This window comes from Nostoc sp. PCC 9305 (genome assembly GCF_963920915.1).
Lineage (GTDB): Bacteria > Cyanobacteriota > Cyanobacteriia > Cyanobacteriales > Nostocaceae > Nostoc.
The window spans coordinates 17,361-32,592 of record NZ_CAWUDN010000062.1; the positions used below are offsets into that span (position 1 = coordinate 17,361).

At 41.7% G+C, this 15,232-nt stretch carries 5 protein-coding genes; all 5 read left to right on the plus strand.

Going from position 1 to position 15,232, the window contains the following annotated elements:
- Nucleotides 1–20: 20 nt before the first annotated feature.
- The 5 genes from ACM0OX_RS22010 to ACM0OX_RS22030 are packed head-to-tail and all read left to right on the plus strand — an operon-like array spanning nucleotide 21 to nucleotide 14,968.
- Nucleotides 21–6,035 carry an amino acid adenylation domain-containing protein gene (locus ACM0OX_RS22010; RefSeq protein ID WP_414517101.1) on the plus strand — a complete coding sequence of 2,005 codons (6,015 nt, stop codon included), beginning with the start codon at nucleotides 21–23 and terminating at the stop codon, nucleotides 6,033–6,035.
- Nucleotides 6,036–6,047: 12 nt separating this feature from the next.
- Nucleotides 6,048–7,928, plus strand: coding sequence for an asparagine synthase (glutamine-hydrolyzing) (gene asnB, locus ACM0OX_RS22015; RefSeq protein ID WP_414517102.1), 1,881 nt, complete (start codon nucleotides 6,048–6,050; stop codon nucleotides 7,926–7,928).
- Nucleotides 7,929–7,987: 59 nt separating this feature from the next.
- Nucleotides 7,988–8,851 (plus strand): aspartate/glutamate racemase family protein, encoded by an 864-nt coding sequence (locus tag ACM0OX_RS22020; protein ID WP_414517103.1) that lies wholly within the window; start codon nucleotides 7,988–7,990, stop codon nucleotides 8,849–8,851.
- The gene (locus ACM0OX_RS22025) at nucleotides 8,817–10,697 is read left to right on the plus strand and encodes a non-ribosomal peptide synthetase (protein ID WP_414517104.1); all 1,881 of its coding nucleotides are present in this window, start codon (nucleotides 8,817–8,819) and stop codon (nucleotides 10,695–10,697) included. The genes ACM0OX_RS22020 and ACM0OX_RS22025 overlap by 35 nt, the downstream gene beginning before the upstream one ends.
- Complete coding sequence (locus tag ACM0OX_RS22030) at nucleotides 10,694–14,968, plus strand: amino acid adenylation domain-containing protein (RefSeq protein ID WP_414517105.1); 4,275 nt, start codon at nucleotides 10,694–10,696, stop codon at nucleotides 14,966–14,968. Before ACM0OX_RS22025 ends, ACM0OX_RS22030 begins: the two co-directional genes overlap by 4 nt.
- Nucleotides 14,969–15,232: the final 264 nt, after the last annotated feature.

The following is a 15,232-nucleotide window of genomic DNA, read 5'->3' on the forward strand; positions in this document are numbered from 1 at the left end:
TAGGTAGGCAAGAAGAGGAAATGATTGAGTTTTTTCGACTTTCAACTCAGCAAAAGCATCTGTGGTTGTTGCAGCAAGCTGATTCTAGCTTGCCTTACCGGACTCAATGTGCTGTTTTCATTGAGGGAATTCTCAATATCGAGGCTCTTGAAATTGCCTTAAATACTGTCATTAATCGACATGAGATTTTACGTACCACATTCAAAAGTTCACCAGAAGAGATTATTCCCTTTCAAGTCATAATTGACAGTAACCTACCAGCAATTTATCAGCATGACTTGGCTGCTTTAACTCCATTAGAACAGGAAGCTGAAATCGCAGCAATTTGGCAAAAGATGAGTCAATTAGATTTCGATTTTGCACAAGCTTCAATTTTGAATGTATCTTTGATAATTTTGTCGCCTCAAAAGCATTTATTACTTCTTTGTTTACCGTCTCTGTGTGCAGATGGTGTAACACTTAAAAATTTGGTGCGTGAAATTAGCTGTAACTATGGAGGATTGGCAAAAGAACAGCTTCAGCACGAACCAATGCAATATGCTGATTATTCAGAATGGCAACATGAATTACTCACAGCAGAAGATACCAAAAAAGGGCGAGAATATTGGGGAAAACAAGATATTTCTACTATTTTTAATTTCAAACTTCCAGGAGAAAATCAGTCAGCTAAATCTAGAGATTTTAAACCAGAATCAATTGCGATCGCTATTCAACCACATACAGTTGCAAAGCTAAAAAACCTGATACGGCAGTATGATATTTCAATATCTGTATTTCTGCAAACTATCTGGCACATCCATCTGTGGCGATTGACAAGAGAATCAAATCTGATTGTTGGTGTAGCATACGATGGTCGTCAATATGAGGAATTACAGGCATCATTAGGATTATTCGCTAGATATTTACCAATTCATGCTCATTTAGCAGCGAACTTACAATTTTTGGAAGTTTTAAAGCAGATTAATGAATCTACACTTCAACAAACCAAATGGCAGGATTATTTTAGTTGGAATAAGATAAATTTATCTTGGTTTCCAGTCACCTACAATTTTGCAGAAGAAACAGAGCAGTATTTTGCAGATAATCTGGTTATATATATAGATAAGCAATTGAGCTATATTGATAAATTTAAATTAAATTTATCATGCTGTTTAAACAAAAATCACGAGATAGTTGCAGAATTTCACTATGATTCAAACTTATTTCGAGCAAAGGATATAAAACGTTGGGCGGGACAATTTCAAATGTTGTTAGCAAGTGCTATTGAGAATCCCTTAACTTTAATCAGTAAGTTAGAAATTCTCAGTGAAGTAGAGCGACAACAACTGTTGTTATGGTGCAACAATACAGAAACTAATTATTCAAAATTTCAGTGCATACATCAACTGTTTGAAAAACAGGCAGATAGTACACCAGATAATGTTGCCGTTGTGTTTGAGAACCAGCAATTGACTTATGCTCAACTCAATGCTCGTGCTAATCAACTGGCACGTTATTTACAGGATTGGGGTGTGGGGCCAGAAGTTTTGGTGGCAATTTGTCTGGAGCGATCGCACTTGATAATCATTGCCCTGCTAGCTATTCTGAAAGCAGGTGGTGCTTACGTACCGCTCGATCCTCAACTGCCAAAAGAACGCCAAGCCTTGATTTTAGAAGATACCCAGGCAACAGTGGTATTGACTCAAGAATTCTCAGCCTGGAATCTCCCTGAACACAGCGCGCGTGTGGTTTCCCTAGATGCAGATTGGCATATCATCGCCGAAAAAAGCAATGAAAACTTGTTCAGCAAAGCCACTCCAGAAAATTTAATCTATGTACTCTACACCTCTGGCTCTACAGGAAAGCCTAAAGGAGTTGCCGTTGAGCATCAGCAAATGTGCAACTATCTTCATAGCATCCTTGCTCAACTAAATCTGCCTACTGGTGCTAGTTTTAGCTTAGTTTCTAGCTTTGCCGCAGATTTAGGTAATACAGTTATCTTCCCTGCTTTGTGTACAGGCGGCTGTCTCCATGTAATTTCTCAAGAGCGAGCCTCTGATGCAGATAAGCTGGCTGATTACTATTACAATCATGGCGGTATTGACTGTCTCAAAATTGCTCCCAGTCATCTGCAAGCTTTACTGAATTCCTGCCAACACCCCGCCCAAATCTTACCCCGCCATCGATTAGTTTTGGGCGGTGAAACCTTGAGTTGGCAATTAGTTGAGAAGGTGCAAGCGTTAGCCCCTGACTGTAAGATTCTAAATCACTACGGGCCTACAGAAGCTACTGTAGGAGTACTTACTTATCAGGTGGAAAACGGTCAAAGCGATTATGCAGCGAATGTTCCCCTTGGACAACCCCTGGCAAACACGCAAATCTGGCTTTTAGATGAGCATCTGCAACCCGTTCCCATCGGCATCCCTGGAGAACTATATATCGGTGGTGCGAATTTAGCACGGGGCTATTTCAACCGCCCAGATTTGACCAAGGAAAAATTTATACCAAATCCCTTTGACGATAGCGCAGCCTATACCCTTCGGGATGCTTCGCTTAGAGCGAGTCTGCGATCGGCGGCAGGATGCGATCGCCTATATAAAACTGGAGATTTAGCACGTTACCTTAGTGATGGTAACATTGAGTTCCTCGGTCGAATTGACCATCAGGTGAAGATTCGTGGCTTCCGCATCGAGTTGGGAGAGCTTGAGGCAGCATTGCGACAACACCCAACAGTACGCGAAACTGTAGCGATCGCTCTGGATGATCGTCGGGGTGAAAAGCGGCTAGTTGCCTATATTGTCCCCCACCGCACAGATGTATCTAGCAGTGAACTACGCAACTTTTTGCAGGAGAAACTGCCCGACTACATGATGCCTTCTGTTTTCGTGAGGCTGGACGCTTTGCCATTGCTGCTTAACGGTAAGTTGGATCGTCGCTCCCTTCCAGCACCAGATTGGACACGCCCCGAACTAGAAGCAGCCTTTATTGCACCTCGAACTCCAGAAGAACAAATATTAGCCGATATCTGGGCGGAAGTTTTGGGTGTCCAACGAGTGGGAGTGCAGGATAACTTTTTTGAGTTGGGTGGAGATTCTATCCTCAGCATTCAGATTGTCGCCAGAGCCAAGGAAGCGGGGCTTTATCTGACCCCCATGCAGCTATTTCACCAGCAAACGATCGCCCAGTTGATCGCAGTAGCAACTAAGATACCTGAACTACAAATAGAGCAAGGGTTAGTAACTGGTGAAGTACCTCTAACACCCATCCAACACTGGTTATTTGAGCAGAATCTACCTGAACCGCATCACTGGAATATGTCGATTTTGCTAGAAACTCCACCCAATGTAAACCCCAACTGGTTGCAGCAAGTCATCCAACACTTAAACCAACATCACGATGCCCTGCGGCTGCGATTTGAGCGAGTGGGTGCAAGCTGGCAGCAAATATATACCAGTAACAACATACCTCCATTGTCTCAGATAGATTTGGCAAATCTGCCAGCGCCAGAGCAACTCAGTGCGATTGAACAAGAGATTGCTACAATGCAGGCAACGTTGAATTTGTCAACTACAATAATGCGAGTCGCTCTGTTTAACCTTGGTGCTAATCAACCAGGACGTTTAGCGATCGTTATTCACCATTTAGTTATGGATGCGATCTCGTGGCGCATCTGGTTAGAAGATTTTCATAAAGCTTACCAACAGCTTAGTCAAGGTAAAGCCATTCAACTTGCCGCCAAAACGACTTCTTTCAAGTATTGGGCAGAGCGTCTGCGTTTATATGCTCAGTCTACAGTACTTCAGCAAGAGTTCGATTATTGGCTGAATCCCAGCTTTCATCAAGTTTCCCCATTACCCAGAGATGATTTTGGGCAGCCTAACACTGTCGCTTCTGCCCGTACAGTCTCCGTATCCCTAAATGCGGAAGATACCCAAGCTCTGTTGCAAGAAGTTCCAGCCGTCTATAAAACCCAAATCAACGATTTGTTATTAACAGCTTTAGCACTTGCTTTTAGACAGTGGACAGGAGAAAACACTTTGCTCGTTGAGTTAGAAGGACATGGACGGGAGGCACTTTTTAACGATGTAGATGTGTCCCGCACAATTGGCTGGTTCACAACTCATTTCCCCGTCCTACTGGACTTATCTCTCAATTCTGGAAAGACAGGGACTTTTGTTGAGAATGGTAACAAATCTCAGGCTACTGGCTTGGCGGTGAAATCGTTGAAGGAACAACTGCGCCAGATTCCTCACCAGGGGATTGGCTATGGCTTGTTGCGCTATTTGAGTGGCAACCCAGAAATCACCAAGAAACTCCAAGCTTTACCGCAAGCTGAGGTGAGCTTTAACTATTTGGGACGGTTTGATCGATCGCTACCACAATCAACATTATTTCAGTTAGTGAAAGAGTCTACAGGATCAGAGCGGAGTCTGCAAGGAAAGCGAACTAATTTAATTGCCATTGATGGGATCGTTATTGAAGGCAGACTGCAACTGAATTGGACTTATAGCGAGAATGTCCATAGGCGATCGACAATTGCAAATTTAGCTGAGAATTTTATCGCTGTACTCCAAGGAATTATCCGTCACTGCCTAACCTCGCATAAAGGCTACACGCCTTCTGATTTTCCCCTGGCTAAGTTGAACCAAGAGCAACTGGATCTACTCAGTGCCAAATTTGCGATCGCAGATATCTATTGCCTCTCAACTCTACAACAAGGCTTACTCTTCCATAGCTTGTATGCCCCAAATTCAAGAATGTACTTCCAGCAAAAGATTTTTACCTTGCAAGGAAAATTGGACATTCCAGCTTTCCAACAAGCATGGCAACAGGTAGTAAATCGACACCCCAGCTTACGAACCATCTTTATTTGGGAAGAATTGCCAGAACCAATCCAAGTCGTATTAGAGCAGGTTAAGATATCTTGGCAGATCCAAAACTGGTGTCAGGTGTCTTCCAGAGAACAAGAACAACTATTGCAAGCTTATCTTCAGGCAGATTTACAGCAGGGTTTTTCTCTGAGTCACACACCCCCAATGCGATTGGCCTTGATCCAAACTGCTACAGATACTCATCAACTCATCTGGAGTCATCACCATTTGCTAATAGATGGTTGGTGCAATTCTATTATTTTGAAAGAAGTTTTCAGCTTCTACGCAGCGTTATGTAAAGAGCAAGAATTATATCTGGAAGATAGTCGTCCTTATCGAGACTATATTGCCTGGTTACAACAGCAGAACTGGCACGAGGCTGAAATTTTTTGGCGACAGGCGCTGAGTGGACTACACGCCCCAACCAAGTTGGGAGTCGATGCGGTAAGTAGTTTGCTCAACCATAATCGGGGATATGCTCAGGAGCAAATCTACCTTTCAGCCGAAGTAACATCGACTCTACAATTATTTGCCAGACAGTATCATCTAACGCTCAATACCCTCATACAAGGGGCTTGGGCTTTGTTGTTAAGCCGATACAGTGGTGAGGAAGATGTAGTATTTGGGATAACTGTCTCTGGCCGTCCAGCAGAACTGGCAGGGGTTGAAGCGATCGTGGGACTATTAATTAATACCCTACCGATGCGGGTGCAAGCTTCTTCCCATGTTTCCCTCCTCTCTTGGTTCCAGCAGTTACAACAGCAACAGGCCCAGATGCTTCAGTATCAACATACCTCATTGGTGCAGATTCAAGAGTGGAGTGAGATTCCACGAGGAACACCCTTGTTCGAGAGTTTTGTGACATTTGAAAATTACCCCGTTGATATTTCCTTAAAAGAGCAAAACGGCAGTTTGAAAATGCTCAATGTTCGTTTCTTTTTTGAAACCAACTATCCACTAAGTGTGACAGTAGAACCAGGAGCAGAACTATTACTAAGGATTGATTATTACCTCAACCTATTTGATGCTGACACTATTCGCCGAATATTAAAACAACTTCAGACTCTGCTGGAAAATATTCCAGTCAATGCAGCCCATCCTCTATCGCATATTTCCCTAACTACTGACACTAACGCAGTAGAAAGTCAAGTGCTAGTCAATAGTTTCAATGCCGATCTGGAGTAAAATTAAGATATTATGTGCGGTATTTGTGGATATTTTGATATTTCAAAAGAGCGTAGTCCAGAAATGAAAGTTCTGGAAAATATGGCTGACACATTAATTTATCGAGGCCCAGATTCATCGGGATATTTGATTAAAGAACATTTAGGTTTGGGCTTTCGGAGGTTAAGTTTAATTGATTTAGCAGGCGGTAATCAACCTCTATATAACGAGGATGAGACAATAGTCTTAATATGTAATGGAGAAATATTTAATTATCTAGAACTGAAGAAGGAACTAATTAAAAAAGGTCATAAATTCCGCACCAATACAGATGTAGAAGTTTTGATTCACCTCTATGAAGAATATGGGCTAGATTTTTTAAATAAACTCAATGGTCAATTTGCTTTTGCTCTTTACGACTATCAAGAACAACAATTAATTTTAGCTAGAGATCAAATGGGTATTTGCCCACTTTTTTATACAATTGTGGATAAATTTTTGATTTTCGGCTCAGAAATCAAAGCAATCTTAGCACATCCGTTAGTTAGGCGTGAGGTTGACCTAGTTGGTTTAGATCAAATCCTCACATTTCCCGGATTAGTAAGTCCGAGAACGATGTTTAAAAATATCAATAGTTTAAAAAGTGGTCATTATGTTCTGATTAAAGATTTTCAGGTAAAAGTTACAGAATACTGGGATTTAGATTATCCACAGATTAATGAAACTGCTTATAGTCAACCAGAAAGCTATTACACAGAGAAATTACAAGAGCTTTTGATCCAATCAGTGAAATATCGGTTACACGCTGATGTCCCGGTGGGAGTGTACGTTAGTGGCGGCTTAGATTCTTCATTAATTGCAGCAATAGTCAATAAAATACGTCCTGATAGTGATGTACATTCTTTCTCGATTGGCTTTACAGATAAAGAGATATGTGAGTCAAAATATCGAGATATTTTGCTGAAACAACTTAATTTTATCCATCATGATATTTTGTTTGATTGGCATCAAATCAGCGATCGCTTAGTAAAAGCTATTTATCATTCTGAATGTCCGATCAAAGAAACCTATAATACAGCTTCTTTAGCTCTTTCTGGCTGTGCTAATAGTAACCATATTAAAGCCATTTTAACGGGTGAAGGTGCTGATGAATTATTTGCAGGTTATGTCGGCTATCGTTTTGAACAATTACGAAATAGCAACCTTTCTGCAAACCAAAAAGATTATAGTTTGGAATCCGTATTAGAGGATGAATTGAGACTTAAGGTATGGGGAGATGAAAATATTTTTTATGAAAGAGATTTATACTCTTACCGAGAAACAAAATTAGCTTTGTATTCCTCAGAATTGAACGATCGATTTAGCGAATTTGACTGTCTTAATTTTGAGTTAGTTAACCATGAGAAGTTACGAAATAGACATTTTATTCATCAAAGGTCTTATCTTGATTTTAAATTAAGGTTATCAGATCATTTAGTTTCCGATCATGGCGATCGCATGGCTTTAGCTAATTCGGTTGAAGCTCGTTATCCATTCTTAGATATTAATCTAGTTGAATTTACCAAAGAAATACCTCCTAACTTAAAACTCAATGGTTTAAAAGAAAAATATATTCTTAAACAGACAGCAAAAGACTTTCTTCCTCAACAAATTGTTGAACGAGAAAAATTTGCTTTTCATGCACCAGGAAGCCCTCATTTATTAAAACAAAATATTGAATATATCAATGACATATTGTCAAATGATTTGATTAAAAAGCAAGGCTATTTCAACCCAATCACTATCGATAACCTTAAAAACCAATATTTGCAAGATGGCTTTCACCTCAATCTTCCTTTTGATATGGACTTGTTAATTATCCCTCTGACTTTTGGGATATTTTTACAGGAATTCAAAATGCCTGATATTAACTAATTCACCAATACCACTAACATAATTAAGTTTGTTTACAGTAGAAGCGAGGTATCGGCAAAATGGCAAAGATTCATAAGAGGGAAATGTTGGGTGTTTTAGGTGGTATGGGCCCATTGGCATCGGCTGAATTTTTGAAGACAATTTATGAATATAATATTTTCGGACAACGCGAACAACAATCACCTAAAGTTATTCTTTATTCTGACCCCACATTCCCTGACAGAACGGAAGCTTTGCTCAGGGGAGATGATGAAATTTTACTAGCTAATTTAATAGAAGCTTTATATCAATTATGTGAATTAGATGTTTCAAAAATTGTTATTTGTTGCATAACTTCTCATTACTTACTGCCCAAATTACCCTATGATTTAAGAGATAGAGTTATTTCTTTAGTCGATATCATCTTCAAAAAGATTTTAGACCAACCAAAAAAGCATTTATTAATTTGCTCAACCGGAACGCAAAAATTACAAATATTTCAAAAGCATATTCTTTGGCAGTTTGTTAAAGATGACATCATATTACCTGATGAAAGCGATCAAGATTTAATTCATCAAATGATTTATTATCTAAAAATTAAAGGAGATTTTCAAAAGTGTCTACCCATTTTAGAAAATTTGCAAGCTAAGTACAATGTACAAAAATTGATCGCAGGCTGCACAGAAATTCATTTGTTAAATAAATATTTAGAGTCAGTTACAGGTAAGCAACACGAAAATATCTTTTTAGATCCGCTGACGATAATAGCACAAGAACTATGGAGTATTTCACATCTACAAAATTATACAGATTTACCAAACATAATTGCGGCTTTCCAGTTTCTCTCCCGGATATTTTCGCCAGATTTAAATGTTCCTCAAGCAATAGACCAATATAATTCCAAAAAATATGAACTCTCAAATTTATATTCAAGATTGGTTTAGTGAAACTGCTGATAAATTTAGCAAAAATATAGCTATTGATTGTGGCGAACGACAATTTACCTATGGTGAAATTGAAACGCAGTCAAATAAACTTGCAAATTTTCTCATTGAACATGGCGCTATTAAAGGCTCAATAGTAGCGATTTTGGCTAAAGATTCTGTTAAATTTATTATTGCAATCATCGGCATTTTAAAAGCAGGCTGTGTCTTTGTACCGCTAGTTCCTGATTTACCTGATGAGCGAATTCATACCATGATTGCAGAAGTAGCTCCACAATGGTTAATCGTTGATGCCACTGGATTAACGAAAATTAGCAATGGTAGAATAGCAGAATTTTTACAATCGCCAGTTATTTGTTTGGAAGAAAATCGCAATTTTGATAGTTTTAATCTTCTGAATTGCTACCTGAATAAGTATGCAGAATATTCTCAAATTGAGAAGCCAAATATTCAGATAGAACCAGACGATATGTCCTACTTATACTTCACCTCTGGTTCGACGGGTAAGCCCAAAGGAATAGCAGGTCGTCTGAAAGCGATCGCTCATTTCATCAACTGGGAAATCCAAACACTTGGGATTAAAGAGTTCACCAGAGTTAGTCAATTAATTACTCCCGCTTTTGATGCTTTTTTAAGAGATATTTTTGTTCCCTTATGTGCTGGTGGTGTCGTTTGCATACCGGAAGAAATTGATATTATCCTTGATGCTAGAAAGCTAATTGAATGGATAGAACGTCAGCAAATAAATCTAATTCATTGTGTACCGTCCTTATTTCGCTCTCTTCTGAATGAAGATTTAGACCCGAAAAGTTTTTCATCTTTGCAGTATATTCTTTTATCTGGAGAACCCCTACTGCCTGCGGATATTAGCCGTTGGATGGATATTTACGGCGACAAAATTCAGTTAGTCAATCTTTATGGGGCATCAGAAACAACAATGACGAAGTTCTTTTATTTCGTCAAGGCTGCTGATAAAGAACGATGCTCTATCCCTATTGGGAAGCCTATGGATGGAGCTGCGGCTTTAGTTGTTGATGAGCGAGGAAAAGTTTGTCTTCCGGGAATGGTGGGTGAAATTTATATTCGGACTCCCTATCGTACCTTGGGATATTATCAGCAGCCAGAGTTAACCAATCAAGTTTTTATTCCCAATCCTTTTAGTAATAATCCCAATGATATCGTCTATAAAACAGGTGATTTAGGTCGAATTTTAGAAGATGGAAATTTTGAATGTTTGGGTCGCCGAGATGGGCAAGTCAAGATTAGAGGAGTGAGAATAGAATTAGGAGAAATTGAAAATTATCTGCGACTTCATCCATTAGTTAAAGATGTGGTTGTCGTAGATCGTGAAGACGCAAATAGTCATAAATATTTGTGTGCCTATGTTGTTCTCAAAGAAGAATTGGAATCAGGGAAATTGAGAGATTTTTTATTACAATCCCTGCCAGAATCGATGATACCTTCAGTATTCGTGCTGATGGATGCTTTGCCAAGAACCATTAGCGGTAAAGTGGATAAGCGATCGCTTCCCGCACCCAACCGACAACAAAATCGAACTTTTGTACCACCCCAGACACCCATAGAGACACAGTTGGCGCAAATCTGGTCACAAGTCCTGAATCTTGACCGAGTAGGGTTAAACGATAATTTTTTTGAATTAGGCGGACACTCCCTCAACGCCACTCAGCTACTTTCTCGCGTGGCTAAAACCTTTCAAGTAGAAATACCTTTGCGATCGCTGTTTGAGTCGCCAACATTAGCTACTCAAGCTGAAAGCATTGAAACTCTGCATTGGGTAAAAGAAAGTCCACATCTTGAGGGCGCATTGGAGGAGGGAGAATTATGACAACCATCGAGTTTTTATCTGAGTTGCGCCGTAGCAATATCAAACTGTGGGTGGAAGGCGCGGCTCCACAGGAGCTTCGCCTCCGTTATAGCGCTCCCCAAGGAACGCTGACACCTGCTCTCAAAGCCGAGTTATCACAGCGCAAGGCGGAAATTCTCGATTTTCTGTGGCAAGCTACAGTTACTCCTGCGACTTATAGACCATTGCTACCCACCTCACGCAATGCTAAACTTCGTCTCTCTTTTGCTCAACAACGGTTATGGTTTCTTGACCAATTAACCCCCGGTAGCTCGGTATACAACATTTCTGGAGCCGTTGAAATCCAAGGTTTACTCAACGTAGCAGCATTAGAAAAGAGTCTGAACGAAATTATTCAGCGTCATGAAATCTGGCGTACTTCCTTTAAAGCGGTAGATGGGGAACCGCTACAAGTGATTGCTCCCAGTTTCAGCTTCACGCTCAAGGAAGTGGAACTCAGGTTAATAGCAAAAAAAGAACAAATAGATACAGTAAAATTCCTAATAGAGAAGGAAGCAGCACAGCCCTTCGATCTATCTAAAGCACCGTTATTAAGAGCAACGTTGCTGCAATTAGATAAAGATAACTATGTACTAATTTTGACTATTCACCACATTGTTTTCGATGCTTGGTCTATGGGAGTGCTAATTGGGGAATTAGCAGTACTTTATGAAGCGAACTCTCTTGGCATACCGCATCCACTCCCTGAACTCCCCATCCAGTATGCAGACTTTGCCGAATGGCAGCGACAGTGGTTACAGGGCGAGGTACTTTCAACCCAGCTTGCCTACTGGAAACAAAAGCTGAGTGGTAAGTTGCCTTTGTTGCAGTTGCCTACCGACCGTCCGCGAGCGCCACAGCCAACTTTCCAAGGAGCAAAGCGATCGCTGACACTATCTAAGACTCTATCCCAGGCGTTGAAGAACCTAAGCCAGCAGTCAGGTGCAACTCTATTTATGACACTGCTGGCGGCATTCAAGACCTTACTTTATCGCTACACAGGTCAAACAGATTTGCTAGTTGGCACAGCGACAGCAGGTCGCAACCTACCGGAAGTAGAACAACTAATTGGCTGTTTTGTCAATACTTTGGTGCTACGGACTGACCTTTCTGGCAACCCAACATTTTTGCAGCTGTTAGAACAGGTGCGGGAAGTTGCCTTAGCAGCATTTAATCACCAAGACTTGCCCTTTGAAAAACTGGTGGAGGAATTACAGCCAGAACGCCACCTCAGTTACTCACCGCTATTTCAAGTTGGGTTCGCTTTCTATAATGCTCCCAGAACAGAACTGAAACTTCCTGGTTTGACCTTGAGTTCTCAGCCGATAGATAGCGGCACAGCCAAGTTGGATTTAACCTTATCTTTTAAAGAAACTGAGGAAGGATTAACTGGGTGTTTGGAGTATAAAACCGAACTATTCGATGCCGCCACGATTAACCGGATGCTGGTTCATTTTCAAACTTTGTTAGCGGGCATTGTTGCTAATCCTAAACAGCCTTTGGATGAGTTACCTTTGTTGACGACAGTCGAACGCCAGCAGTTATTGTGGGAGTGGAACAATACTCAAACAGACTATCCTAGCGATGTCTGCATTCATCAACTATTTGAGGCTCAAGTCGAGCAATCGCCCGATGCGATCGCACTGATATTTAATGACTCTACACTCACCTACCAGGAGTTAAACACCCAAGCCAATCAGCTAGCTCATTACTTGCGTTCACTGGGGATAAAACCAGAGATGCCGGTGGGAGTTTGTATGGAGCGTTCGCTTTTAACGATTGTGAGCATTTTAGGCATCCTGAAAGCGGGTGGTGTCTATGTACCGTTAGATCCTAAATATCCCAAAGAACGCCTAGCTTTCACGATCAAAGACGCGAGATTGTCGGTGCTACTCACTCAACAGTCATTGGACATTGAAGCAGGAAAAAGCACAACTGTAGTTTTTCTAGATCGAGAATCGGAAATCATCGCCCAACACAGCAGTACTAACCTGAACCAAGTTGTCACAGCCGATAACCTCGCCTACATTATTTATACATCCGGTTCCACTGGTAAACCCAAGGGCGTTCTCCTCGCCCATCGAGGATTGTGCAACTTAGCTACAGCCCAAATTCAAGCCTTCGATATCCGACCTGATAGCCGCGTCCTTCAGTTTGCCTCCCTCAGCTTCGATGCCTCAATCAGTGAAATTTTTATGGCTCTAGTAGCAGGAGCAACACTTTGTTTAGCAACCACCCATGCTCTGCTTCCTGGTGCAAACTTGCTGCGCTTGTTGCGCGATCGCGCCATCACAACCGTCACCTTACCACCATCTGTACTAGCAGTGCTACCAGTTGAAGAACTTCCAGCTTTACAGACAATCATCGTCGCTGGAGAAGCTTGTTCTGCTGATATAGTAGCGCGTTGGGGACGCGATCGCCGCTTCTTTAATGCATACGGGCCGACTGAAGCAACCGTCTGTGCCACCATTGCCGAATGCACGGATACCCAAAATCAACCGTCTATCGGTCGTCCAATTGCCAACACCCAAGTCTATATTTTAGATCGCCATCTCCAACCCGTACCCATCGGCGTGCCAGGAGAACTGTACATTGGTGGCATTGGACTTGCCCAAGCTTACCTCAACCGTCCAGACTTGACCCAAGAGAAATTCATCCCGAATCCATTTATCGATTTTAAATTGCCGATTTGGGATTTTGAATTCAGCGATCGGGATGATAACTTACGATCCTCTAAAACTGGTAATCTAAAATCTAATCGCCTGTATCAGACAGGAGATTTGGCACGTTATCTCCCAGATGGCAATATTGAGTTTCTGGGCCGTATCGATTATCAAGTGAAGATTCGTGGTTTTCGGATCGAATTAGGGGAAATTGAGACGGTATTGCGCCAACACCCAGATGTACTTACCTGCGTCGTGGCAGCCGATGAAGACCGCTTTGGTAAGCGTTTAATAGCTTATATCATTCCTCAAAATGGGATGACAATCAATCAGCAACAGCTAAAGGATTATCTCAAAGAACACTTACCAGACTACATGCTTCCTGCCGCCCTAACGAGCCTAAACACCTTACCTCTGACCTCCAATGGTAAAGTCGATCGCCAAGCCCTCCCCGCCCCCGATACAAACAGAAGCTTGAAATTGGCAACCTTTGTTATGCCCCGCGACAGCTTGGAACTAGAACTAGTGCAGATTTGGGAAGAGGTTATGAACATCTATCCCATAGGTGTCACAGACAACTTCTTTGACATTGGCGGTCACTCCCTACTAGCGGTGCGTCTGATGGCTTTGATTCAGCAGCAGTTCGGTCGGGAGCTACCTTTATCGATTCTCTTTCAAGGCGGAACAATCGAACATCTGGCGACCATTCTCCGCTCCGAAACGCCTTCTCGGTCTTGGTGTCCCTTAGTTGGCATCCAAACCGCAGGTTCCAAACCACCTTTATTCTGCGCCCATCCAATTGGGGGCAATGTTCTGGGATACGTAGCTTTGGGACGCTATCTCAGTCCAGATCAACCGCTTTACGCTCTACAAGCCCCTGGAGTTGATGGACAACGACAACCTTATACTAATATTCCTGATTTGGCAGCCCATTATATCGAAGCCTTACAAGCTTTTCAGCCGACAGGGCCATACTTTTTGGGTGGACATTCCTTTGGCGGACTTGTAGCTTTTGAAATGGCTCAACAGCTACAACAGCTAGGACAAGAGATAGGTTTACTTGTGATTATGGATACACCAGCACCAATTCATAGAGGAGTTATTGAACCAATAGATGATGCGAGATGGATGGTGAAGCGATCGCAAGTGCTAGAAAGATTTTTTGAGAAAAAACTGGCGGTTGACTACACAGAACTCCAGCAGTTAGAACCCGAAGCGCAATTCAACTATTTTTTAGAGAAATTGAGACGGGCCGATCTCATTCCCCCAGATGCTGGCCATGATATGATTCGCCAGATATTGGAAGTCCAAAAAGCGAGTCATCAAGCTTTATTGAATTATCTACCACAAATTTATCGAGGTAAAATTACTCTCCTGCGAGCTTCTGAGATGGTAGCTGAAGATTCTAGAGGGGTGTTTTCTGAGAGCTTTTCTCAACCTGCTTTGGGTTGGGGTGAATTGACTACTGAACCAATAGATATCTATGAGGTACTGGGGGATCATGTGACAATGCTTGCTGAACCTCATGTTAGAGTGCTAGCGGATCGGTTGAAATCTTGTATGAGCAATAGCCGAAAGCCTGATTTTTAGGTAGGGGCAATTCATGTAGACGCATATTCGTAGGTTGAAGCAAGTTACGAATATGCATCTGTCTGCGAGACGCTGCACATTCGCGTCAGTGTCCCGTAGGGAACGTAGAGAAGGGGCTATTCTACAAGTTTTCTGACAGAGTTTTGCATGAGTTCTACATATATCAATTAAACGTAGACGCTTCGGCTTGCCGCAGGCTACCGCAGAGACACAGAGAACACAGAGAAATAAGGAGGAGAGAGTTTTTTCGCCACTTTTTTGAGT